The sequence below is a fragment of the Blautia sp. CAG:237 genome (genome assembly GCF_000436615.1).
Classification (GTDB): Bacteria; Bacillota; Clostridia; order Lachnospirales; family Lachnospiraceae; genus Blautia_A; species Blautia_A intestinihominis.
The window spans coordinates 33790-58560 of sequence record NZ_FR886747.1; the positions used below are offsets into that span (position 1 = coordinate 33790).

Annotated in this window: 27 protein-coding genes and 1 pseudogene; 5 read left to right on the forward strand and 23 right to left on the reverse strand. The window is 43.9% G+C overall.

Translation table 11 applies throughout. The features are described from left to right. The first annotated feature begins 10 nt into the window (after positions 1 to 10). The 4 genes from QZL69_RS09645 (at position 11) to mgtE (ending at position 5041) form a co-directional block, all read left to right on the forward strand. A complete protein-coding gene (locus QZL69_RS09645) occupies positions 11 to 1498 on the forward strand; it encodes an MBOAT family O-acyltransferase (protein WP_022215003.1) in 1488 nt (495 codons plus the stop codon). A gap of 11 nt (positions 1499 to 1509) precedes the next feature. Beyond that, entirely contained in the window at positions 1510 to 2589 is a 1080-nt protein-coding gene (locus QZL69_RS09650) for a hypothetical protein (RefSeq protein WP_022215004.1), read from the forward strand. Between the two features lie 156 nt (positions 2590 to 2745). Further along, positions 2746 to 3165 (forward strand): hypothetical protein, encoded by a 420-nt coding sequence (locus tag QZL69_RS09655; RefSeq protein ID WP_022215005.1) that lies wholly within the window; start codon positions 2746 to 2748, stop codon positions 3163 to 3165. A gap of 481 nt (positions 3166 to 3646) precedes the next feature. Continuing rightward, on the forward strand, positions 3647 to 5041 hold the full coding sequence (gene mgtE / locus QZL69_RS09660; protein ID WP_022215006.1) for a magnesium transporter: 1395 nt from the start codon (positions 3647 to 3649) through the stop codon (positions 5039 to 5041). 122 nt (positions 5042 to 5163) lie between these two features. Here mgtE and QZL69_RS09665 read toward each other — a convergent pair whose 3' ends face one another. From QZL69_RS09665 to QZL69_RS09740, 16 genes are all read right to left on the reverse strand, one after another. Continuing rightward, positions 5164 to 6219, reverse strand: a complete 1056-nt coding sequence (locus QZL69_RS09665; RefSeq protein ID WP_022215007.1) for a tyrosine-type recombinase/integrase — start codon at positions 6217 to 6219, stop codon at positions 5164 to 5166. Between the two features lie 138 nt (positions 6220 to 6357). Then, positions 6358 to 6588, reverse strand: coding sequence for a hypothetical protein (locus QZL69_RS09670; protein ID WP_022215008.1), 231 nt, complete (start codon positions 6586 to 6588; stop codon positions 6358 to 6360). A gap of 20 nt (positions 6589 to 6608) precedes the next feature. Beyond that, positions 6609 to 7505, reverse strand: a complete 897-nt coding sequence (locus QZL69_RS09675; RefSeq protein WP_022215009.1) for a tyrosine-type recombinase/integrase — start codon at positions 7503 to 7505, stop codon at positions 6609 to 6611. Between the two features lie 94 nt (positions 7506 to 7599). Continuing rightward, entirely contained in the window at positions 7600 to 8751 is a 1152-nt protein-coding gene (gene nagA, locus QZL69_RS09680) for an N-acetylglucosamine-6-phosphate deacetylase (protein ID WP_022215010.1), read from the reverse strand. Positions 8752 to 8778: 27 nt separating this feature from the next. Continuing rightward, positions 8779 to 9225, reverse strand: a complete 447-nt coding sequence (gene dtd, locus QZL69_RS09685) for a D-aminoacyl-tRNA deacylase (RefSeq protein ID WP_022215011.1) — start codon at positions 9223 to 9225, stop codon at positions 8779 to 8781. A gap of 49 nt (positions 9226 to 9274) precedes the next feature. Continuing rightward, a complete protein-coding gene (locus QZL69_RS09690; protein WP_022215012.1) occupies positions 9275 to 9856 on the reverse strand; it encodes an NUDIX hydrolase in 582 nt (193 codons plus the stop codon). Between the two features lie 24 nt (positions 9857 to 9880). Further along, positions 9881 to 11080 carry a SpoIIE family protein phosphatase gene (locus tag QZL69_RS09695; protein WP_022215013.1) on the reverse strand — a complete coding sequence of 400 codons (1200 nt, stop codon included), beginning with the start codon at positions 11078 to 11080 and terminating at the stop codon, positions 9881 to 9883. A 1-nt stretch (position 11081) separates the two neighbouring features. Beyond that, positions 11082 to 12785 (reverse strand): [Fe-Fe] hydrogenase large subunit C-terminal domain-containing protein, encoded by a 1704-nt coding sequence (locus QZL69_RS09700; RefSeq protein WP_022215014.1) that lies wholly within the window; start codon positions 12783 to 12785, stop codon positions 11082 to 11084. Between the two features lie 63 nt (positions 12786 to 12848). Further along, entirely contained in the window at positions 12849 to 13487 is a 639-nt protein-coding gene (locus QZL69_RS09705) for an AAA family ATPase (RefSeq protein ID WP_022215015.1), read from the reverse strand. A gap of 135 nt (positions 13488 to 13622) precedes the next feature. Further along, positions 13623 to 14537: an RluA family pseudouridine synthase gene (locus QZL69_RS09710; RefSeq protein ID WP_022215016.1), complete on the reverse strand. Its 915-nt coding sequence runs from the start codon at positions 14535 to 14537 to the stop codon at positions 13623 to 13625. Positions 14538 to 14540: 3 nt separating this feature from the next. Next, positions 14541 to 15068: a signal peptidase II gene (gene lspA / locus QZL69_RS09715; RefSeq protein ID WP_022215017.1), complete on the reverse strand. Its 528-nt coding sequence runs from the start codon at positions 15066 to 15068 to the stop codon at positions 14541 to 14543. After that, positions 15065 to 16156: a 3-dehydroquinate synthase gene (gene aroB / locus QZL69_RS09720; protein WP_022215018.1), complete on the reverse strand. Its 1092-nt coding sequence runs from the start codon at positions 16154 to 16156 to the stop codon at positions 15065 to 15067. The genes lspA and aroB overlap by 4 nt, the downstream gene beginning before the upstream one ends. A gap of 18 nt (positions 16157 to 16174) precedes the next feature. Then, positions 16175 to 16927, reverse strand: coding sequence for a YlmH family RNA-binding protein (locus tag QZL69_RS09725; RefSeq protein ID WP_022215019.1), 753 nt, complete (start codon positions 16925 to 16927; stop codon positions 16175 to 16177). 6 nt (positions 16928 to 16933) lie between these two features. Beyond that, a complete protein-coding gene (locus tag QZL69_RS09730; RefSeq protein WP_022215020.1) occupies positions 16934 to 17578 on the reverse strand; it encodes a cell division protein SepF in 645 nt (214 codons plus the stop codon). Between the two features lie 14 nt (positions 17579 to 17592). Beyond that, positions 17593 to 18300 carry a YggS family pyridoxal phosphate-dependent enzyme gene (locus tag QZL69_RS09735; protein ID WP_022215021.1) on the reverse strand — a complete coding sequence of 236 codons (708 nt, stop codon included), beginning with the start codon at positions 18298 to 18300 and terminating at the stop codon, positions 17593 to 17595. Between the two features lie 29 nt (positions 18301 to 18329). Next, complete coding sequence (locus tag QZL69_RS09740) at positions 18330 to 19793, reverse strand: HlyD family efflux transporter periplasmic adaptor subunit (protein WP_022215022.1); 1464 nt, start codon at positions 19791 to 19793, stop codon at positions 18330 to 18332. Between the two features lie 206 nt (positions 19794 to 19999). Between QZL69_RS09740 and lexA the strand changes: the two genes are divergently transcribed. Further along, positions 20000 to 20620: a transcriptional repressor LexA gene (gene lexA, locus QZL69_RS09745; protein ID WP_022215023.1), complete on the forward strand. Its 621-nt coding sequence runs from the start codon at positions 20000 to 20002 to the stop codon at positions 20618 to 20620. Positions 20621 to 20735: 115 nt separating this feature from the next. On the opposite strand, the gene rsfS is transcribed toward lexA, so the two are convergent. The 7 genes and pseudogenes from rsfS to QZL69_RS09780 form a co-directional block, all read right to left on the reverse strand. Then, on the reverse strand, positions 20736 to 21092 hold the full coding sequence (gene rsfS / locus QZL69_RS09750) for a ribosome silencing factor (RefSeq protein WP_118252978.1): 357 nt from the start codon (positions 21090 to 21092) through the stop codon (positions 20736 to 20738). Between the two features lie 20 nt (positions 21093 to 21112). Further along, positions 21113 to 21718: a bis(5'-nucleosyl)-tetraphosphatase (symmetrical) YqeK gene (gene yqeK / locus QZL69_RS14010; RefSeq protein ID WP_118252981.1), complete on the reverse strand. Its 606-nt coding sequence runs from the start codon at positions 21716 to 21718 to the stop codon at positions 21113 to 21115. 42 nt (positions 21719 to 21760) lie between these two features. Further along, a pseudogene (gene nadD, locus QZL69_RS14015) lies at positions 21761 to 22384 on the reverse strand (nicotinate-nucleotide adenylyltransferase); the annotation flags it as partial. Positions 22385 to 22402: 18 nt separating this feature from the next. Then, positions 22403 to 22693, reverse strand: a complete 291-nt coding sequence (gene yhbY / locus QZL69_RS09765; RefSeq protein WP_022215026.1) for a ribosome assembly RNA-binding protein YhbY — start codon at positions 22691 to 22693, stop codon at positions 22403 to 22405. A gap of 14 nt (positions 22694 to 22707) precedes the next feature. Then, positions 22708 to 24000 carry a GTPase ObgE gene (gene obgE / locus QZL69_RS09770; RefSeq protein ID WP_022215027.1) on the reverse strand — a complete coding sequence of 431 codons (1293 nt, stop codon included), beginning with the start codon at positions 23998 to 24000 and terminating at the stop codon, positions 22708 to 22710. A gap of 78 nt (positions 24001 to 24078) precedes the next feature. After that, positions 24079 to 24366: a 50S ribosomal protein L27 gene (rpmA, locus tag QZL69_RS09775; RefSeq protein ID WP_005422790.1), complete on the reverse strand. Its 288-nt coding sequence runs from the start codon at positions 24364 to 24366 to the stop codon at positions 24079 to 24081. A 4-nt stretch (positions 24367 to 24370) separates the two neighbouring features. Then, a complete protein-coding gene (locus tag QZL69_RS09780) occupies positions 24371 to 24691 on the reverse strand; it encodes a ribosomal-processing cysteine protease Prp (protein ID WP_022215028.1) in 321 nt (106 codons plus the stop codon). Positions 24692 to 24771 lie beyond the last annotated feature (80 nt).

The following is a 24771-nucleotide window of genomic DNA, read 5'->3' on the forward strand; positions in this document are numbered from 1 at the left end:
CAAAAACGACATGTTATTTAATTCTTACATATTTATATTTGTTTTTCTTCCACTGACACTTGGTAGCTATTATGGACTGCATAAACTCGGAAAACCAGTCTTTGCAAAGGTTGCATTGATCCTCATGTCTTTCTGGTTTTATGGCTATTTCAATCCAAGTTATCTGTGGATCATGTGCAGCAGTATTGTTGTCAATTATCTGTTGTCTCAGCTTTTGCAGCGCAGATGGGGGGGCACAATATCGAAAGGACAGCTTGCACTTCTGAAAAAGGCACTGCTTGGTATTGGTCTGATATTCAATCTTGGTCTGATATTTTATTTCAAATACTATGATTTCTTCGTAGATAATCTGAATAAAGTTTTTTCCACGGACTTCCAGTTAAAGAATATCGTCCTGCCACTGGGTATCAGCTTTTTTACCTTCCAGCAGGTTTCTTATATGGTTGATTCTTACCGTGGAGAAACCAAGGAATACAATTTTACAGATTACGCATTATTTGTAACCTTTTTCCCGCAGCTGATCGCGGGTCCGATCGTTCTGCATAACGAAGTCCTTCCACAGTTTGAGGACAAAAACAACTGGAAGATCAACTGGGACAATATGGCGCGCGGTTTGTATATGTTCGCAGCCGGTCTTGTCAAAAAAGCTGTGATCGCCGACACCTTAAGCGGATCTGTTTCATGGGGCTACAGCCACCTTGGCAGTGGACTTACATCCATGGATGCGATCCTTACAATGCTTGCCTACACTTTCCAGATTTATTTTGACTTCAGTGGATATTGTGATATGGCAACGGGTCTGGGATATATGTTTAATATCCATATCCCAATGAACTTTAATTCACCATACAAAGCGCTGTCTGTCGTAGATTTCTGGAAACGCTGGCATCTGACACTGACCAGATTCCTGCGAACCTATGTGTACTTTCCGCTTGGCGGAAGCCGTAGGGGAACTGTCCGGACTTATATAAATATCATCATTGTATTCCTTGTCAGTGGTCTCTGGCATGGTGCGAACTGGACCTTTATTTTCTGGGGATTTCTGCATGGAATAGGAAATGCACTTACCAGAATGTTCCGGAAACAGTGGGAGAGCATGCATGTAGTCCTTCAGTGGGCTTTTACTTTTCTGTTTGTAAATATAACATGGATCTTTTTTAGGGCTGATTCTATTTCTCAGGCATTTACATTTATCAAAAGAATCCTGAAATTCCAGAACCTCAATCTCCATGCTACATTTTTACAGACTTTTCAGTTAAAGGAATTCTACTTGATTTACAGTCATATCCCCGTACTCAATAAAATCATGGCTTCCATCCGTGGTTCAGATGCCCTGATTCTGCTTGGCGGAATGTTGTTCCTGTGTCTTAATTTCAAAAACAATCAGGAGATGAATTTCCGTCCAACCACTAAAATGGCGGCAGTGACTGTACTCTGTCTGGTCTGGGGAATTTTTACCCTTTCCGGTGTATCAGAATTTCTCTACTTTAACTTTTAGGGAGCAATACTATGAACAGTAATAAATTTGTAAAAACTGTACTCGTGGGAACGGGCACACTCCTGATCCTCGCAGGTGGCATGACAGCAGTGATCGATCCTTTTTTTCACTATCATAAGCCTCTGAAACAGTTGGAATATCCTCTTGAGCGAGGAAAAGAACGATATCTGAATAACGGTATCATCCAGAATTTTGATTATGATGCTGCAATCACAGGCACTTCTATGATGCAGAATTTCAAGACTTCACAGTTTGATGACCTGTTTGGAACGCATTCTGTCAAGGTAACCCTTACTGGTGATACCTATTGGGCAATCGATGAAGAAATCCGTACTATATTTGACAATAAGTCTGATATTAAATATATTTTCCGCTGTCTGGATTATAATAAGATTTTTGATGACAAGTCCGATTACAATTATAACAATGTTCCAACTTATCTGTATGATAATAATATATGGAACGATGTCCAGTATCTTTTTAACAAAGATATCTTTATAGACAATACGCTTGGTGTTATCAAATACACACTTCATGGCGAAAAAACACCATCCATGGATGAATACAGTTCCTGGGCAGCAGATTATCCCGTCGGAACAGACTACGTACTCCAAACCTACTCTGTTCCAACAAAAATCGAAAAACAGAAGAAGTTTTCAGAAGATGATGCCAAAACTGTCCGTCATAATGTAGAGGCGAATGGTCTTGATATGGTAAAAGCTCATCCGGAAACTACGTTTTATTTCTATACGCCGCCATACAGTGCAGTCTGGTGGTATAAGCTTAAATGCTCCGGAAATCTGGAACGTTATTTTGAAGCAGAAAAGCTGCAGGCAGAACTGCTTATGGAGTATGATAATGTGAAGCTTTTTTCCTTTACGGATCTGTTTGAGCTTACCTGCGATCTTGATAATTACAAAGATGATACTCATTACAGTGAATCGATCAGCGAAAACATCATTAACTGGATTTATGATGACAAGGGACTCATGACTCCTCAAAACTATGAATCACGGATACAGAAAATGCTGAATTACTATCTTGATTACGATTATTCCCGTTCAGGAATCCCTCTGGCACAGGAAAATTGAATCCTTTTCTGTGCCACACTACAATATTAATGAAAATTTCACAAAAACTTGCAATTCTCTATTGAAATTTGATGCAAAATACACTATAATACAAACATATTAATTATCGTATTTGTTCAAAATTAATATCATATTGTGTCTAAGGAGGAAAACAGGATGGTTGAACTGATTGTAGGAAAGAAAGGCAAGGGCAAAACAAAAGTACTGTTAGACAAAGTGAACGGCGCAATTAAGGATGCAAATGGCAGCATTGTTTACTTAGACAAAAGCACGAAACACATGTATGAACTGAACAACAAGGTTCGTCTGATCGATGTTTCTGTATATCCGATCAAGAACGCCGATGAATTCGTTGGTTTCGTATGCGGAATCATTTCTCAGGATCACGATCTTGAGCAGGTATATCTCGACAGTTTCCTGACAACTGCTAAATTAGAGGGACAGGATGTTTCCAATACTCTGGAACAGCTTATCGCAGTTGGTGAGAAATTCAATGTAAAATTCATCATCAGCATGTCTCTTGACAAGGAAGAAGTTCCGGAAGCATTCCAGGATAAGATCGTGACTGCATTATAATTACGGTTTCATTAAATTTTACATAGGATATGGAGATGAGAAGAACTCTGCTGGCTGGCAGGGTTCTTTTTCTGCGCACCATTTTAGTTACCATAAGTATGATTATGTAATCTAAATAAATATTAAGATGAAACCGTTTGACATCCCCTGGTGAACGGGTTATAATATGACCGTCAATAAAATTCAATTATACAAAGGCAGGTGAACAGAATGGAGAGTTGTGATTCTCACGGGCGAAGTAGTAACACAGGATCAAAGAGAGCAGCAGTTTGTGAGATGACACGTCACATTCTGTTTTAATTTATATTATTCTATTTTTCTCTTTTTTATCCTGTAAAATCCCTGAACACAATCTAACCAAATAGCGAAACGGAATTCAAATATCCGTTTAACAATGATACCAATTGACATGCTCTGAGAAAGACCATGCCTTGTTTTGGTGTGCTCTTTTTCGGAAACCACGAAAAAGGAGGAAAACAGGATGGAAAAAAGAACACAGGACTACACAAAAGAAATCCTTGAAGTGATCAGAAGCAATATATCTCCGGCAGTCCTTTCCAAGCGTCTGCAGGATTTCCACGAAAACGACATTGCAGATGTTTTGCCGGAGCTTTCTTCTGCAGAACGAAACAAGCTTTACCGGATCTTTGATCTTGATACTTTATCGGATATTCTGGAATACACTGATGAGGAGATGGCAGTCACTTATCTCGAAGAAATGAGCCTCAAGAAAGCTGCTGCGATCCTTTCCCGAACAGAAACAAACATATTAGCTGAAATCCTGCAGCATTTTGACAAAGAAAAAAGAAGACTTCTGATCGAGTTACTGGATGATGAAGCGAGACATGATATCGAGATGATCAATTCTTTCGATGAGGAAGAAATCGGAAGCCGGATGACCACCAACTATATCGTGATCCAGGATCATCTTTCTGTGAAGGAAGCCATGAGTTCCCTGGTATCCCAGGCAGCTCAGAATGACAATATCTCTACCATTTTTGTCGTAAACAGCAATCAGGAATTCTACGGTGCGATCGATCTGAAAGATCTGATCATCGCGCGCCAGGATCATCCGCTCAGTGAACTGATCGTCACTTCCTACCCGTATGTATACGGAACAGCCCTGATCGATGACTGTATGGAAGACCTCAAGGATTATTCCGAAGATTCCATTCCGGTCCTTGATAACGATAACCGCCTGATCGGTGTTATTACATCTGCAAACATCGTAGATCTCGTCGATGATGAGATGGGAGAGGACTATGCGAAACTGGCTGGTCTGACTGCTGAGGAGGATCTCAAGGAACCTCTCAAAGAAAGTATGAAGAAACGAATGCCATGGCTGATCGTCCTTCTTGGACTTGGCATGGTCGTTTCCTCTGTTGTCGGAATCTTTGAAAAGGTTGTGACCAATCTGCCGATCATCATGTGTTTCCAGTCACTGATTCTGGATATGGCAGGTAATGTCGGAACCCAGTCACTGGCTGTAACGATCCGTGTACTGATGGATGAATCCCTCACCGGCAAACAAAAACTGGAACTTGTTTTTAAGGAAATGCGTATCGGTCTGTGCAACGGCGGTGTGCTTGGACTTATGTCCTTTGTGCTGATCGGATTGTATATCTGGTTATTTAAAGGCAAAACCCTTATCTTTGCCTTTGCGGTATCTGCCTGCATCGGTTCTTCCCTGTTGCTCGCAATGCTGATCTCCAGTGCCGTAGGAACCTGCATTCCGTTATTCTTCAAAAAGATCCACATCGACCCGGCAGTTGCTTCCGGTCCGCTCATCACTACAGTCAACGACCTTGTGGCTGTTATTTCCTATTATGGACTGAGCTGGATCTTTCTGATAGGAGCACTGCATCTGGCAGGATAGTCTTATAAAAAGAACATCTTTATGACAAAAACTTCAGGATCCCGAAGATCTGTCATAAAGATGTTCTTTTTATTTGCACATATAACAACGTACATAATGCAAGACATTACGGGCAGCAGGTATTAATCCTCGCGCAGCTTAACTGCCTTCGCCGCCTGGCGTCTTCTGGCATCGTCGATCGCTGCATAGTGTTTCTTGGTCGTATTTACGTCCTTGTGGCCAAGAACATCTGCAACAAGGTAAATATCACCTGTTTCCTGATACAAGGCCGTACCGTAGGTGCTGCGGAGCTTGTGAGGTGTGATCTTTTTGGTGGTCGTGATCTGCTGGGAATATTTCTTGACAAGATTCTCAATCGCCTGGACACCGATACGGCGGCGCTGGGCAGAGTAGAAGAGAGCGTGTTCATGGCCTTCCAGCGGAATGATATTCTCGCGGACTTCCAGATAACGTTTCAGAGCTTTTTCTACCTCCGGTCCGAAATATACAACCATTTCATTTCCACCTTTTCGGGTGACCTTTATTCCGTTATTCTTAAAATCCACATCTTCAATATCAAGTCCCACACATTCCGAAACTCGGATACCGGTTCCGAGAAGCAGAGTCACGATCGCCAGATCGCGTTCTTTGTTTTTCTCATAGTAGACACGTTTCTGACCGGTAAGCTGGTCGCCACAATGTTCTATATAATCAAGCAGGAGAGCAACCTCATCGGTATCAAGCCGGATGATGCTTTTGTCATGGATCTTTGGCACATCGATAAGTACGGTCGGATTTGTCTCGATCATTTCCCTTCTGTAATAATATGCATAAAAACTCCGAAGGGCAGAGATCTTTCGTTTGAGCCCACGTTCGCCGTTTGTTTCGGTTTTGTCACCAGCCTGGTAGACCTTGAGATATTCCTGATATTCCTCAAGATCCAGAGCCTTGATCTGATCCAGGACATCAACTGTAAAATCCGTCATTTTGTAATCCTTAAATGCCGGATTTTCATCAAGAAGAAACTGAAAGAAAATCCGGATATCGTAGGCATAGGAAATCCTGGTCTTGGTCGTAGTCGTCGTATCGATCGCACGAAAATAATCCCTGCAAAACGGCGGCAGCGTTGAGAGAACTTCACGCAGCCTTAAAATATTCTCGACATCTTTTTGTTCGTGATATGTTGTTTTTTTCTCCATAAAAATTTAACTCCTTAAAATCAAATCATTAGTAAATCCCGAAAAATACAGCTGACAGCAGTTATCTATATCTATACGACAAACCGTAGTTTTTCATATAGATCTATACAGATTCCAGCCATATCCCGGATTTTGCCTTTATTCCTCAAATTCAGCCGTTACCATAAATCCCCTTGGTGTGTGGTCGATTTTTTTGATCACGCCAGTTTTGGATTTAATTCGTTCGGAGTTTTTGTAACATCCGGACATTGCCACAGCCGGTTCTATGATGTAACTGTAATTCATATAGGACTGAAATTCTGAAATCTCTACGACATCGCCGACTTTGATCAGTCCCTGGCGTTCCATTTTAAATTGTTCCTGACGCATAAAAAATTCCTTCTTTCTGTTTATTCATTTTCCGGAAGATCTGCCTTTAATTTGACCATACTTCGGATACTTCTGGAGGTCTCATCTATATAATTACGCTTATAACGCTTCAGATTATCCGGTGTGATCCCCATTTCCTCTGCAACACCTTCCGTATCTGCTCCATATGCAAACATCGTATAAATGCAGGAATTCCGAAGCTGCTGAGCGCTGTAATTGTGAATCCCTGCTTTTGCCGTGTATTTCTTCAGTAGACGGCTGATATACATGGTATTGAGCTGATTTCCATATTTATTGTAAAACAGATATTCGTTCGATTCTCGTTCTGCCAGATACAGCTCCAGGATCCTGTAGACATCTTCCGGGATAAAATTTGCCTTGTCGCGTTTTGGCATAAATGCATAGGCTCCGTTGTTATATAGACGGATATTTTCCGGCTTCATGTCAATGATCTCTGTCGAGGAAAAGCCCATGCGGTAAAGCAAAATTATGATACAGTACGCCATATGATTTTCCTGTGCAGCTACAAGCAGCCGGTCAATGTCCTCCACAGGAACTGCATTTGCATACATGCTTACTTTTTGGACTTTTTTGACATAATCGGCAAAATGATTCGTATAATCATCTCTGATACCAAATTCCAGACGATTCTCATAGACGTAATTTGACAGGGAATTCAGTTCCCGGATCTTTTTGGCACAGGTACTTGGCGCAAGTGTTTTCTCTTCGATCTTTTTTTCAAGATTTCTGTAGAATCCCGCTACATCTTCTGCATGGATATCCAGGAAATCTTTCTTCGTAAATCGTGTAAATTCCAGGAAATCACTTTGATAGGATGCAATACTTTCTTCCTGAAACTGCCTGATAAATTGTTTCCATATGATCCTTGTCTTTTCACTGAATGGATAATCTTCCATCAAGAATGTTCCTCCTTTCCTGGTTGTGCGAAGCAGGTTTTGGGGTTTGTTAGGTGTTCTTATATACTATAACATATTTATAAGGAAACTGCAACTATAGCAGTTCCCCATCCTTAATTACCTGCTGCACGTTCAGTTCCTGATCCATCAGGACGATGTGCGCTTTTTTGCCTGCTCGGATGGAACCGTATTCAGCATCGATCCCAAGGCTTTTTGCCGGATTGATCGTGGCACAGGCAACTGCTGTTTCCAACGGGATATTCATGGTTTTAACCGCTGTTTTCATGCAGTCCATAAGATTCGTCACAGAACCTGCTATCGCCCCGTCTGAGGCCAGTGTAGCGCGGTTTCCGACTACGTTTACATCCAGCCCGCCCAAAGTATAGGAACCGTCTGGCATTCCTGCTGCACGCATACTGTCACTGATCAGGATCATGCGGTCCTCTCCCATCATTTCAAATGTCGCCCGAACTGCTGCCGGATGGATATGTACACCGTCACAGATGATCTCCGCCATCACATGCTTACTGTCATAAACAGCCCCGATCACACCCGGTGCGCGGTGCGTAAATGCAGGCATGGCATTGTAAAGATGAACCGCATGGTCTGCCCCTGCGTTAAAAGCCGCCATAGCCGTATCATAATCCGCATTTGTATGTGCCAGAGAAACATTTACCTTATCTTTGACCGCCTCAATAAAAGAAACCGCATTTTCGCTCTCCTCCGGCGCGATACCCATGAACTTCACCAGCCCCTCTGAAACTTCCAGAAAACGCTCGCAGACCTTCACATCACACGGAATGATATTTCTCTCATCCTGCGCGCCCTTCTTGGCAGGACTGATAAAAGGTCCCTCCATGTTGATGCCGACAAAATCCGCCTCTTTCTTACTGTGCGGACCTTTTTTGTATTCTGCTGCCACACGGAGGATCTGCTCCAGTTCCTCGACCGGAAGCGTCATCGTCGCCGGAGCGATCGCAGTCACCCCCACAGAAGCCTCATATTCTGCGATCCTGGCGATCGCATCCCTGCTGCCGTCGCAGAAGTCGTCTCCCTTGCATCCGTGGAAATGCAGGTCAATAAGCCCCGGTATCGCGTACATGCCTTTCCCGTCAAGGACCTCATCTTCTGTCTGAGGTCTCTTCCCCTCTGTATAAACCTGTTCGATCGTTCCGTTCTTTATGACGATCCCGCCGTCTGTAAACTTCTTATCCTCTGTAAAAACCTTCACATGATCAATAATCATTATTCCTGCCTCCCTATCTTCGGTATCTTATAAAATATGCTCATCCAGAAGGATCGTAAAAGGTCCGTCATTGATAAGAGAAACCTTCATGTCTGCCCCAAAGCTTCCATGCTGTACGACCGGAACGCTCTTTGATGCTTCCTCGATCATATATTCATACAAAGCTTCCGCCTTGTCCGGTTCACCCGCCTCGATAAAGCTTGGTCTGTTTCCCTTCTTACAGTTTGCATAGAGCGTAAACTGCGAAACAAGAAGCAGTTCCCCGCTAACATCTTTGAGAGAAAGATTTGTCTTTCCATTCTCATCCTCAAAAATACGAAGTCCCAGCAGCTTCTTGAGGTATTTGTCTGCAATCTCCTTTGTGTCATCCTTTCCGACACCTACCAGCACCAGAAAGCCCCTGCCTATTTTGCCTATACTCTGTCCATCTACCTGTACTTCTGCCTGAAGTACTCTCTGTACAACCAGTCTCATAAAATTCTCCTGTTTTATCTTTATTTCCAAATATTATAGCACAAATCTGCTACTGACATCTTTCTTTTTTCGTTTTTTCTATCAATTTCGCATATACACGTTCTACAAACCATGGCTCTGTAGACTTCTTTAATGCTTCTTCCGGAGAAAACCAGGCTACTCCACTGTTTTCATCTGCTTTGATCGAAACTGCTTCCTCGCAGTCTGCTTCCAGAAGATACGTCACATTCAGGTGCAGATGGCTGGATACATACTTTCCCTTCTTGACATGCCCATCCACCGTAAGAGATTCCAGAGAAAAGATCTCCTCCGATACCGGGCGCACATGCGAGATCCCCGCTTCTTCTTTTACCTCACGAAGCGCAACCGCAAGAAGATCCGTCTCTCCATCCGCATGTCCCCCAAGCCACGACCAGGAATCATAGATATTGTGATATACCATAAGTACCTTGCTCCGGTCTTTGTTCACCACCCAGGCAGAAGCCGTCATATGGGCAACGGTGTTTTCCCTTAAGAATGCGTTATCATTCTCCCTGATCCATTGTAAGATCAGAAATTTATCTGCTTCTTCCTGCTCATTAAACGGCTGATAGCGTTCTATCTGATTTATTAAATCCTGTCTTGTTATCATTGCATTCTTCTCCATTTTCCTCATTTATACGCACCAGAAGCAGATCTTCACTTTTTTTCCTTCGGATTTTAAAGCTTCGATCAGTTCCAGTGCCAGATTCTTTTTCTTTTCACGTTCAATATGAAGTGCTGTATAATTTTCATTCAGTGCATTTCCAAAGAAAAAATTGATCTCCGTAGCTTCGGCAAACAATATCCGAAACAGTTCTGCTGCCGCATCCTTCTTCTTGATGATCCGATTATAATACAGCCTGTCTTCGCTGAAATCCTCATAGTAATCGATCACCTTCTGTAAAGTCAGAAGCCCCTCCGTTACCAGGTCAATGCCTTTGATCTGCGACATGGCTGGAACTTCTTCTGTTCCGGTACCGGGAATCCCGGCTACCTCTTCTCCCAGATAATCCGCGACCAGCTTTGCCGTGGTCCCACCACATACGATGCGTATTCCCTCTTTTTCAAAAAAAGTCGTAAAATAACTGCGGTCATCCGCCCGGTCTGCCGGCGGCCCGACCATAATGTTCACTACGTTTTTCTTCATTCCTGTCAGAGTCAATACCGTAAGGTCATCATCCGTCTCATCCATATTCAGGGCCACACCCGCATCTGCAATGTCAGATGCCATCTCCTGTGCACTCATTCCCTTATGGTAACGCTGTTCACAGAATTTCAGTACTTCCTCCCTTCCCCAGCCGCCATAGGTGGTTTTGCCCATTCCGGCATTGGTGACACCGTCACTCATAAGTATCAGCATATCGCCTGTCCGAAACTGAAAATAACTCTGGTGGATCTCTTTTTCTCCGAACATTAGAATATCCCGATGATAATCCACACTTTTTCCATTACGAAGCAAAATAGCATCCGGATTATCGTACTGCAGAAGACAGATTCCATTCCCTTCTGACACTAATACAGTAAAAGTAGCATACGCCAGATTGCGTACACTGCAGATTGGAAGCGTATCTGCAACAGCTTTTACGGCTGTCCGGATGTCCATATTCCTTGCGATCATGATACTGAGCATTCTGGCAGTCAGCGTAGCCAGAATATTGGCCTTTACCCCGCTTCCCAATCCGTCAGAAAGCACCAGTACTGTCTGATCTGTATCTGTGATCACTGTATAATAGTCACCGCAGATCTTTTCTTTCTTCTTGTTGAGGCTGACCCTACCGAATCCTGTCGGAATATCTCCTATCGTTTGTATCGTCTCGTATTTCTTCTTTTCCATCCTACTTTATCTCCTGCAAAATGGTCTGCTTCAGCTCTTCAATAGCCACTTTGGTATCTGCTGCCGTTTCTCCCAGAAGACTGGCGATCTCATGCACGATCCGAAGTTGTTCCGCCGCCAGTTTATCTGCCATCTGAACTGCCTCTGCCTTGGCACGGTTCTGCTTCTTTTCGCTCTCCTTTTCTCTGGTCACATCTTTCATGATACATAAGATCAGTTTATTCTTCCGGTCATTTGTAAGAACACGTTCTATATAACGTTTCTGTTCATTCAGATAGATACAGTCCTGTACGATCTCCCGGTTAAAAGCGATCATATTTATGATCGGATAATCATCCATGATCTCGCCCACCGCTTTTCCAAGGAGCTGCTTTTTTCTGGAAATATCAAACAGATCATTCGCCGCTTTGTTCATCTGTATGATATTAAGGTCATAATCTACCGTGACCAGAAGTCCCGGCATAGCCTCAATGATAATATTGGCGTAGTCTTCCTGTTTTTCTCTCATATAAGGAATGCACATAGATACTTCCGCTTTGCCCTGGATAACAGCGATCGCCTTTGCCCTGCAGGTGTCATAGCCGCAGGCGCCGCAGTTCAGTTCATCCTCTTTTGTATATTTGCCCATTTCGTGCATCACATGGGTAAACTGTTCTTTTGTGATCGCTTTTTCCGGATAGGTTTCCTCCTGCACAAATTTCCTTTCCGGAATCTCCGGCATCTGGATATGATGATCTTTCTGATAATCTACCTGACCATTTTTCATGGAAAGCTCTCTGATCGCGATCAGCGCATCCAGCAGTTTCTTTTCCTGTTGCAAAGAATAAGCCCCGCCGATACATCCGTTTGTACAGGCGTTCATTTCTATGAAATAATCTGCATAATCTCCTGTCCTCAGTTCCTTTAAGATTTCCTTGCACTGATCTATTCCATCTACCGACAGGTACTTCTGTCCGTTTATCGGCTGCATTGCCTGTATCAGACCTCCGCTTACCGCGGTCATTCTTGAAAGATATACGTCTTTTTGATCCTCTCGTTCTGGTTTTTCCTGGATATCCTTCATCCAGTTATTCAGCTCTCCAAATGTAATTACATAATCCGCGCATGACTGGCGCTCTTTCAGTTCTGACATTACAGAAATACACGGGCTGATGTATACGATAGATGCGTCTGGATATTGCTCTCTTAAATATGCTGCATGCATCTGCTTCATAGAATAAACCGGAGCCAGATATTCTGTCAGATGAGGATATTTCGTCTCGATCAGCCGCACCACCACCGGACAGTTCGATGAGATCACCAGTTTTTTCTGCTGTTGTTCCCGCAGAAGCCTGGTATATTCTTCCTTCATCACAGCTGCTCCCTGCGCCGCGTCAAATACTTGCCAGAAACCCATTTTTTGCAGATATTTTTCCAGATCACCAATACTGTACCAGCCATATCTTGCAAGATAAGCAGGATGTACAGACGCGATCACCTTTTTGCTGGACGCAATCACTCTTTGGATAGCCGGGATATCGTCGTGTTCTACCTTTGCGTGCTGAGGACAGACAGCGATACATTTCTCGCAGAGAATACATTGTTCTTCAATGATCTGTGCCTGCTGATTTGTGACCCTGATCGCCTTTACGGGACAGTTGCGGATACATTTATAACAGTTTTTACAATTGGCTGTACGAAACTGCAGGATCGATGTGTGGCTCATAGTGTTCCTCCCCTAAGCTAAAGTCCCCTGACACACTGCCAGAGGACTTCTTTGCTGAAACTTTTATTTATTTTTGCTCTCGTCAAAGATCTTGATCGCTTCTATGATCGTTCTGACGCTGTTCTCGATACCGAGCTTGCTACTGTCGATGCAGAGATTATAGCTCTTGGCTGCTCCCCATTTCTTGTTGGTGTAGTAGTTATAGTAGCTTGCCCTGCTCTTATCGGTCTTGGTGATCATGTCCTTGGCTTCTTTTGGAGATTTGTTGTGTTTGGCTGCAAGACGGTTGATCCGCCAGTCAAGATCTGCATGTACAAATACACTAAAGCAGTCCTTCCAGTCTGCCAGCGCATAATCTGCACAGCGGCCTACCATAACACACGGGCCCTCATCTGCCAGTTTCTTGATCGCATCAAACTGTGCAAGGAAGATCTTGTGGTTCATCGGCATATCCGAAAATCCTGCGGAAGAATATCCAAAAGAATAGGTATCCATGACCAGAGAATACAGAAAACTGTTGGTCGGTTTCTCATCATGATTCTCAAACAGTTCCTTGCAGATACCACTGTCATTTGCGGCATGCTCCAGAAGTTCCTTATCGTAACATTTGATCCCGAAATATTTGGCGATCTCCTGACCGATCTGTCTTCCTCCACTTCCATATTCACGTCCGATTGTGATGATTGAACTTGTACTATTCATAAGCTGTGCACTCCCTTCTGCAAAAACTATAGAAGTATTATACATTATTTTTTCTGAAAATGCCAACAATTTATAATTATTTTACAATTTTCCTAAAATTAGACCAACAATTTGCCAGAAAAGTCTCTTGATTCTTTACTTACGCAATTTATCGAGAAGTTTCTCGAAATACTCCGGAAGCGGTGCCGTAAATTCCAGATATTCCCCCGTCACCGGATGACGGAATCCCAGGATCATTGCATGAAGTGCCTGTCCCTGGAGATGATATGGATTTTTGGATGATCCATACACCGTATCGCCGAGAAGCGGATAGCCAAGGCTTGCCATATGCACACGGATCTGGTGCGTACGTCCCGTTTCCAGGCGGCACTCGATATACGTCGCATTGTCGAAACGTTCCAGGACCTTATAATGTGTCACAGCTTCCTTGCCGTTCTTATGATTGATCGCCATTTTTTTGCGGTCGATCGGATGTCTTCCTACCGGAGCATCAACAGTTCCCTCATCTTCTTTGATGTTCCCCTGCACGACAGCACGATATCTTCGTTTGATACTGTGCTCCTTGAGCTGCTCTGCAAGGTCTCTGTGGGCTCCGTCCTCCTTGCAGATAAGAAGTGCCCCTGTTGTGTCCTTGTCGATCCTGTGCACGATTCCGGGGCGCAGAACGCCATTGATCCCGGAGAGATGCTCACCGCAGTGCGCCATGACTGCATTGACCAGAGTTCCCTCCATATGTCCGGCACTTGGATGCACGACCATATCCTTTGGCTTATTTACCACCATCAGCCATTCATCCTCATACAGGATATCAAGAGGGATCTCTTCCGGTTTGATATCGAGCGGCTGCATATCCGGCACCTGAAGTGCCACCTCGTCACCCGCCCGCGTCTTATAATTTGCCTTTACTACTTTGCCATTTACAGAAACCATCTGGTCTTTGAGAAGTTTCTGCAGATAAGATCTGGAAAAGTCCAGGCATACATCCGCAAGATAGCGGTCAATACGGATGCCGGCTTTTTCCACATCCACTTTAAAATTTATTGTTTCCATAGATTATTTATCCTTTATCTTTGAACTCAGGAATTCAAAGTCTTCATCTTTGTATTTAAAGACTACCAGAAGCACCAGCACGATCCCGCCGCATACCACATAGATATCCGCAATATTAAACACAGGAAAATCGATCAGGGAAAAATAGATAAAATCCACCACATATCCTCGGAACAGCCGGTCAATAAAGTTCCCTGCTGCCCCGCCAAACAATACTGCTCCTGTGAGCAGCAGTGGCAGATAATATCTGTTCTTCGGTATCCTGACAAAGACCCAGATCAGTGCAATGCAGAATATCACACACATGCCGCCAAATAAGAACTGTCTGCCCTCCAGCATGCCAAATGCCATGCCGCGGTTCTCTACATAAGCAAGTTCCAGTACACCTGGTATCAATGAGATACTACTGTGATCCTTCAGGTGCAAAAGAGCTTCATGCTTCGCAACCTGATCCAGCAAGATCAGTACAAGGATCAGTCCGCTACATAGAATTGTAGTCCTTCCTGTGTCAAACGTATCCTGTTTTTTCATTTAAGGATCTCCCTGATTCCCTCCAGCAATTCCTCATCACTTACAGAACGGTCAATAAAACTGTTTCCTATTCCCTTCATCAGCACAAATTTGATCTGTCCCTGTTCCATCTTCTTGTCCTTTTTGGTGACCGCAAGGACTGCTGCCTCGTCAAGACCTTCTGCACTGACAGGAAGATCATAAAGAAGACAGCCTTCTCTGATCCTGTTATATTCTTCTTCTGTGAGGAGCTCTCTCTTCCAGGAAATATAAGCAGCAGCCACAAGTCCGATCGCAACGCACTGTCCGTGCAGCAGCTGGAAATCCTTGAGTTTCTCCACTGCATGTCCCACAGTATGACCAAGATTCAGAAGTGCACGTTCTCCCTGTTCCTTCGGATCACGCTCTACAACACCGGCCTTGATCTCACAGCAGCGGCGGATCATTTTTGCCAGGGCAGCAGTATCGAGGGCACGGATCGCCTCATGGTTTGCAAGCACATATTCATAAAAATCCGCATCACAGATCAGACCTGTCTTAAGTACTTCACCCATTCCGCAGGCAAACTCTACCGGTGGGAGGGATTTCAGTGTATTCATGTTCATATAGACAAGGCGCGGCTGATGAAAAGCTCCGACCATGTTTTTGTACTGGTCAAGGTCCACACCTGTCTTGCCGCCTACACTGCTGTCCACCTGAGAGAGAAGTGTTGTCGGGATCTGGATAAAGTCAATGCCTCGGAGATACGTCGCTGCTCCAAATCCGGAGAGATCGCCTACCACACCGCCGCCAAGCGCAACCACAAGACTCTTGCGGTCAAGCTGATTCTCGATCAGTGCCTTGTATAACTGCTGCACCGTATTCAGGTTCTTGTTTCTCTCACCTGCCTCAAAGACAAAGACAGAGACTCTGGATGCAACCTGCGTAAGAACACGCTTTACTTCCTCTGCGTAAAGAGGTTCCACATGGGTGTCTGTCACAATACAGAGATTACGTCCTTCCAGTCCCTCTGTACAGATCGCGTCTGCAAGTCTGTCAAATCCCTCTTCAAAATAGATCGGATAATAAAAATCTCCATTTCTTTTTACCTGTAAAATTTCTTCTGCCATGTCTGCCTCCTCTGTGATTTACTGATAACGGCGCAGCTTCACACTGTTCCGTCCCTTTTTTGTCTGCCGGGAAACTCCGTCAAAGATGAAACGTCCCTTTCCGCGGACTGATATGATATCCCCTTCCTTCGGCTCATAGCCATTGGAAGTGATGAGTTTGCCATTTACAAAAACCTGCCCGTTCTCGATAAAAGAAACCATGCTGCTTCTGGAAGCCTGAAAAGCAAGTGCGATCAGCGCATCCAGACGTACCGAAGAACAGGTTCCTGTGACAAGTGCAAACTGTGGTTCCGGATAATGCTCCGGGTTATCCACAACAGAAACCTTCACCGCAGTATGACGGATCCGATCAAGATTATCCACAAGAAAATCTGCGATCTTGTTGTGGCAGAAGATCCAGGCCGTATGTTCCTGGATCAGAATATCCCCGATCACGGAACGCTCGATCCCAAGGTTTAAGACTGCCCCCAGATAATCCCTATGGCCCAGGTCCTCTGAAAATTTTCTGGCCTTCGGTTCAACCTTAAGACAGGTGATCGGATATTCCCAGGTAAAAGCAAGAGCATCAGGATGAAACGCTATCATCTGACGCTCTGCTTGCTCATAACCGCCGAAGCATTCCGTCACTACACCAGGAATCTGATTCTTTCGGTTGTTTACGATATTTTGTTCGTTTAAATTAAGGAAATCCGAAAATGTGACAATGTCTCTCCGATAAGAAAGATTTGCCAGTTCCCGGATTCTCTTAATGAAAAATTCTTCTTTTTCCATTGTGCATTAATAACCTGCTCTTACAGAAGGAGTAGAAGTGCTTCCAAGAATATTCTGAAGGTCACCTGTGATATCTACACCTTCTGGTCCAAGGATAAAGATATAGCTGGATACTTTCTGAAGGCTTCCACCGAGGGAATAACATGCACCTGATGTAAAATCAATGATCCTCTGTGCAAGTTCTACATCAATACCTTCCAGATTCAGAACAACTGTAGATTTCTCAACGAGAGTATCTGCGATCTCACGTGTATCCTCCATAGAAGACGGTTTGATGACACAGACTTCCATATTTACAGGAAGACTGGATCTTCTGCTGCTTCTCATTGGTGTGATCTTGGAAGAAGTACGTACTGGCTTGTCCTGCTTTGGTGCAGAAGTGGTTTTAAAGGTCTGCTTCGGTGCAGGCTGCTTCACCTCTGCCTTTACTGGCTCTTCTTCCTCATCTTCTTCGTCCTCGTCAAAAAAATCATTCTCTTCTTTCTTTTTGCCGAATTTCTGGAAGAATTTCTTTACCGGTTTCTCTTCATCGTCCTCGTCGTCAAGGAAATCCTCATCGTCCTCGTCAAGAAGTCCTTCATCAAGGAAGTCATCCTCCTCATATTCATCATTCAGCTTTACAACGTCCAAAAGTTTATCTAAAACGCCCATTTCAATCTCCAATCTTATTTGTCCTGTGCCTGTTTTGAGTAATCTCGCTCGCCAAATATTCCAGTTCCAACACGCACCATTGTAGCGCCTTCCTGCACAGCAACCTGATAATCCCCAGTCATACCCATGCTTAAAACACTCATAGTAACATTATTAATGTTTTTGGCCGCAATGTCAACACTTAATTTTTTTAATTGACGGAAAATCGGTCGATTTTCTTCTGGATTTTGTACATAAGGCGCAATTGTCATAAGCCCCTGTATCTTTATATGCGGAAACTTCGCGATAGATTCCACCAGAGGAAGAACTTCTTCTGTTTTAAGTCCAAATTTCGTCTCCTCCTGTGCGACATTGACTTCCAGAAGGATCGGAACGCAGACATCATGCTTTGCAGCTTCCTGTTCAATTGTCTGTGCCAGCCTGAGAGAATCCACAGAATGGATCAGAGCAACTTTGTCCACGATATATTTCACTTTATTTCTCTGAAGATGTCCGATCATATGCCACTGGATATCCTTTGGCAGCTGCGGATATTTGTCCGTGATCTCCTGTACTTTATTTTCTCCGAATACTCTCGCACCTGCATCATATGCTTCCTGAAGCATATGAACCGGCTTCGTCTTGCTGACTGCGATCAACGTTACTTCCTTTGGATCGCGTCCTGCTGCCTCGCATGCTGCTTTAATATTTTCTCTGACCTGATTCAGATTCTCTGTTACCATAATATCAGCCTCCTTAGCTTATACAACTTTTAATATAAAATTTCCTGCTCATCTACCTTATCGGCATTTCTGACAATATGATCATATCTGGAAAGCCCGTAACGAGTCTCTCTGGATATAATTGCGTATTCCTCATTCTGATCCAGGATCTGAATCCGTCGGAAAACAGCATATCCCTGATTGATACAATATGTACCTTCCAGAACTCCAACCTCTCTTATCACATATTTACTCTGATTCTCTGTGTCGACTGCCACATCTCCCTCTTTGAAATTACTCATATCAATATAATAGATACTTCCCGGAGACTCCTCTTCTTCTGTACTTTCCAGTTCATCTTCTCCGTAAACAGTCGCCTTGACAAACTTCTGTGTCGTATTTCCATTTTTGTCCGTGCTCTGGATCATAATTCCTGATTCCTGATCTTTATTCACTGTCAGGTATGCAGAAGGAATCTTATAAAATTCCTTTGTTACAATCGAAGACAACGGGATCTTAAGTCCTGTAACCGTGTTAGTTACCAACTCAATCTCAAGAAAGCGGTCTGCCGCGTAACGGATCAGACCTTTGTTAAAATCTATTTTTCCATATTTTGCTTTGTCAATTTCCACAATACTGAAATCTCCGCTCTGTGTCATTCCATCTTTCATAAATTTGACACGAACAGAAGTACGATCCTTCAGTTTTGCTGCCTGCTTGCCGCTGAGCGGTATCAAAAGACTCCACCGCTCATCCGTTACCAGCGTGTACATATTGTCACCCGCATTAACTGTTCCTTGGTTCTTAAGATCTGTCTCATGATATGCGGTCTGGTCAAAGTCCTCTGCTGTAAGGTTTTCCAGGCTTTTTCCTTCATATCCGTCGACAGAATACAACACAATCCCGTCCGTATCTGCCTTGCTCAGTGTCTGACCGGCATAAGATGCTGTCGAAACTGCCGGCACACTGTCTGCACTTTCATCAGAAGAATCTGATGATGCAGAAGAAACCGTCGCAGTACTACTTCCCGGGGCCTGTGCATACTGAAGGATATCTCCCTCCAGTTCATATTTAAAACTATATGTACTGTTGAACCTGCTGGAATTAAATCCTTTGGAAAAGCTGAGCATATTACTGCGAATCTGTGAAAGCTGCTCTGCACTCAGTTCCGATGTGGTTTCTGAAGGCTGTGTACTGCTGATGCCATAAACAGCTCCGCTGGCATTGATCTTACTTCCCTCTCTTGCATAATAACTCACATATCCACTGGTCTCTGCCTGGTGAACAGACTCTTCGCGAAGTGCAAGCCCTGTATAAGTTTCATTTCTTGACAGAGGTCCTGAAATGACCAGATACGATTCAATATTCGTAGAAGTCAGATACAGCACAGCACTGAACAACATATAAATCAAAAGACACCCAAATAACATAGTGCCTATATTCAACCCAAAGATCTTTCGAATCTTCGAAAGAGAACCTGGATGATTACCGGAATTTTTCTGATTATCAGGCACAAAAAATGCCTCCTTTATATCAATCTTTGTATTTTGCATCCATCATTGTACCATTTTCATCCTGCAATGACAAGAAAAAGCAGATAATTTCTTGATCTGTCAGGAAATCTCGAACGTATTTTCCGAATATCTGTTTGCTATTTTGTCCAGACTGTGCTATAATAAATTTGTGTATAGTAAAGTATCGTGAACCTGGAGGTATATCTATGGCTTATGGCAGAATCAGTAAAAAACAGCAGGAGATTCTGGATTACATCAAAAACGAAATCCTGAACAGAGGCTTCCCTCCTGCCGTAAGAGAAATTTGTGAAGCAGTTCATCTGAAATCCACATCTTCCGTACATTCTCATCTGGAAGCCCTGGAGAAGAACGGTTATATCCGCAGAGATGCGACCAAACCAAGAGCAATTGAGATCATTGATGACAATTTTAACCTTGTCCGCAGAGAGGTTGTTAATGTTCCTCTCATCGGCACCGTAGCAGCAGGTCAGCCGATCCTCGCAGTCGAGAATATCGAGACGTATTTTCCTGTTCCGGCAGAATTCATGCCGAATGAGCAGAGTTTTATGCTCCGCGTCAAGGGTGACAGTATGATCAATGCCGGGATCTTCGACGGAGATCAGGTTCTTGTGAAACAGCAGGCGTCTGCAGAGAACGGAGATATCGTTGTTGCACTCGTTGAGGACTCCGCCACTGTAAAGACTTTCTATAAGGAAGACGGCTACTATCGTCTTCAGCCGGAGAACGATTCCATGGATCCGATTCTGGTTCAGGATAATCTTCAGATTCTCGGCAAAGTCTTTGGTGTATTCCGCTTCTTTCAGTAAGGATCGATCTTTCCTGTGCTTTGAATAATTTTATGCATAACTAAAGCTCCGGACTGTTTTTGATCCGGAGCTTTAGTATTTGCTTTATTTGTTTACATAATATATTTATGGTAAATTATTTCAAAAACTCTTCCACATCGACTTCTTTTCCATCTCTCCAGATTCTCTCCAGATCATAGAAAAGACGGTTTTCTTCATCAAATACATGGATGATCAGATCACCGTAGTCCATAAGGATCCAGTTGGAACCTCTTGTTCCCTCGACCTGTTTCGGCTCATAGCCGGCACGTCCGAGCTGTTCCTCTACGTTGTCTACCATTGCCTGTACCTGATTTAAGTTACTTCCGCTTGCAATCACGAAATAATCTGCGATCACGGAAACCTCATGGATGTCGATCACTTTGATATCGATCGCTTTCTTCTCATCCATGGCTTTGCAGGCAAGACGTACCATTTCCAGTTCTTTGTTCATAGCTTCTATTCCTTTCTGCATCAGGCCTGTGTTTTATCCCCAAACCTGGTGTTATGCAAATCGCTGTAAAATTCAAATGCTTCTTTTGTTGCAGAATCGACGTCCTTCGGATTTTCTTCAAGGTAGGAAAGTGTATCCTTGAGAATCTCGTACATGCACTCATCCAGATCCTCAAAAGCAAGTTTTCTTACTTTGGTGAGATTTGGTGCTTTGTTTCTCGCCGGCTCAATGTAGTCTGCGATATATACGATCTTTTCCAGAAGAGACATGTCTGGTCTTCCGGTTGTATGATAAGTAATGGAAGAAAGGATCTCTTTATCCTTGATTCCATACTTGACTTCTGCAACATATGCCCCTAATTTTGCATGAAGAAGAAACGGATGTGTTTTTTCAAACTCTGTAACCGGAATTTTATGTTCTTCACACATCTTAAGCTTTTTCTTGTTTGGAATGCATTTGGCACTGTCATGAAGAAGCCCTGCAGCCTGTGCATCTTTGAGGTCATATCCATGGACCATCGCCAGGGATGCGCAGGTATACATCACGCCAAGGGTATGTGCATATCGGTCTTCATCAAGATATTTTGCCAGTTTCTTCTGCATTTTTATGAAATCATAATCTGCCATCTTTACGTTATCTCCCTCTGTCGGAGTCAGATCAGGTATCATCTCAGACGGATGATAGATCTGATTCTCCTCAATATAATTTACAACTGCATCCGGCACATAATAGCGGATACTCTTGTCTTCCTGATGCCACTGACGCAGAAGCTGACTGGAAATGTCGATATTGAGCGTCTCCAGTCGGATAAAACATCCTCCATACTGCTTTGAGAGATACGTCATCTCCTGATCCAGATTTTTTACAGGCACGTGGTCTCTGGTCGCAACAACGATCGTACACGCCTGGCAGATCCGGGCAGGCTCCATCCAGGTTGCAAAGTTATACAGAGAATCGGCTCCTATAATAAAGTAATAATCCGTATCCGGATTCTGTTTCTTAAGGGTCTCCAGAGTACGATAGGTATAGGTAAATCCCTCTGCATTCATCTCGATCAGAGAAAGTTCAAAGTGCGGGTTTCCCTGGATCGCCAGATTCACCATCTCAACTCTCTGTTCATCAGATGCCCTTCCCTTACGGTTCCTCTTGTGCGGAGGATTCCCGGCCGGCATAAATAAGATCTTGTCAAGTCCAAGCTGTTCGTATGCCTTCTCTCCAAGGATCAGATGTCCGACATGGATGGGATCAAACGTTCCTCCCATGATGCCGATTTTTTTTCGTCTGTTCTCCATACCTGTTCCTCCCTGATGTTACGGAAGAATGATCTTTTTCTTTTCTTTCTTGCCTTCGCGGTACAGAACGATCTTTCGTCCGATGACCTGTACGACCTGGGCATGTGTTCTTTCTGCCAGAACCTCTGCCATCTGACGCGGGTCATCCAGGCAGTTCTGAAGTACACTGATCTTGATCAGCTCTCTTGCTGCAAGTGCTTCGTCAACAGCCGCTGTGTTTTCCGGTGTGACAGATCCTTTGCCAAGCTGCATGATCGGTTCCATTTTCATTGCAAGCCCTTTCAGGTATGCTCTCTGTTTGCTTGTCATATTTTCAGACCTTTCTATTTGTAATAATCAAAGTCAAAGCCGTACATACGGACTGTGTTTCCTTCTTCGATACCAGCTTTTTCCAGTTCCTCAAGGATTCCGCCTTCTTTGAGGAAACGCTGGAAGAATGCGAAGCCTTTCTCGGAATCGAGGTTGGTATATCCGAGCATCTTTTCGATCTTCGGTCCCTCTACGATGAAGATCTCCGGATCATCCGGATCTCTCTCTACTGTAAATGGAAGATTCTCTGCAAACAGTTCGTCCTCCGGGAAGAATTCCTGTTCAAATACGATCCTCTCTGCCGGTGCGCTGTTCAGAAGCTCTTTGATCCCATAAATGAGTTCCTTAAGCCCCTGACCTGTTACTGCTGAGATCGGGTAAACTTTGATCCCCTGTGGTTCAAATTCTGCTTTGAGACGGTCGATCGGATTTTCCTCTCCGTCGTCAAAAATGCAGTCGATTTTGTTTGCCGCAATGAGTTGCGGTCTTGCTGCGATCTCCGGATTGTATGCTTCCAGTTCCTTGTTGATCTTATGGATATCGTCCACCGGATCACGGCCTTCTGTAGATGCAGCATCTACGATATGCACAAGGACACGGGTACGCTCAATGTGTCTCAGGAATTCATGTCCAAGACCAACACCCTCAGATGCTCCCTCGATCAGTCCCGGGATATCTGCGATAACAAATCCGCCATTCTCAGTATCTACCACACCAAGGTTCGGACTCAGTGTTGTGAAGTGATAATTGGCGATCTTTGGCTGTGCATTGGTGACTCTGGAAAGGAAAGTGGATTTGCCGACATTCGGGAATCCTACAAGTCCTACGTCTGCGATCACCTTAAGTTCCAGAAGAACTTCCAGCTCCTGTGCAGGCTGTCCCGGCTGTGCATACTTCGGAACCTGCATGGTTGCTGTCGCATAATGCTGGTTTCCTTTGCCGCCTCTTCCTCCTTTGAGCACGATCTGTCTGCGGTTTTCACCGGACATATCCGCAATGACCTTGCGTGACTGTGCTTCCATGATAACGGTCCCTTCTGGAACTTTGAGGACGATATCATCGCCGTCAGCTCCGTGGCAGCGTTTCTTGCCGCCTTCCTGTCCGTCCTGTGCCTTAAATTTTCTCTTATGACGGTATTCTCCAAGCGTATTCTGACCTTCGTCCACTTCGAAGATCACGTCTCCGCCTCTTCCTCCGTCTCCGCCGTCAGGACCGCCATTCGGCACGTACAGCTCTCGGCGGAAGCTTACATGTCCATCTCCGCCTTTTCCTGAACGGATGATAATTTTTGCTCTGTCTGCAAACATATATGTCGCTCCTCTTTTATTTTGAATTCAAAGAAAGGCTCCAAACCTGAACGATTTGAAGCCTTACGCTGAACTTGATTATTCTGCCTCTACCGGAACGATAGAAACCTGTTTCTTATCGCGTCCTTTTCTGGTGAATCTTACTACACCATCTGTCAGTGCAAATAATGTATAGTCTTTACCGCAGCCTACATTTTCACCTGGGTGAATCTTTGTTCCACGCTGTCTGTAAAGGATGTTTCCAGCTTTAACAAACTGTCCGTCTGCTCTTTTGGCACCTAATCTCTTAGACTCGGAGTCACGGCCGTTCTTTGTAGAACCAACACCTTTTTTATGTGCGAATAACTGAAGGTTCATTTTCATCATGTCATTACACCTCCCTGACTTTTACTTTTAAATAACGTTTTGAATAACTATGCTCAATTTCTGTCAGTCCGAGAACAAGGGAATCCATCAGAAGAGTTCCCCCTTCTGAAATCGGTTCGGTAAAAGTGAAGGATACGAAGCCGTCACTCTCCTCTGCCTCTATATGATCTTTCGTCAGCTGATCCAGAGAATTTACCGTGTTGATTACGAGAGTGGAGACAGCGGCACATATGATGTCGTATCCCTCTTCTGCGTATCCGGCATGTCCTTTGGATGTAAAACTGATATAGGAATTGTTCTTCTTACTGACTGTCACTGTAATCATGCAAACACCAGATTAAGCGTTGATCTTTTCGATTTTAACTTTAGTGAACTGCTGTCTGTGACCGTTTTTCTTGTGATATC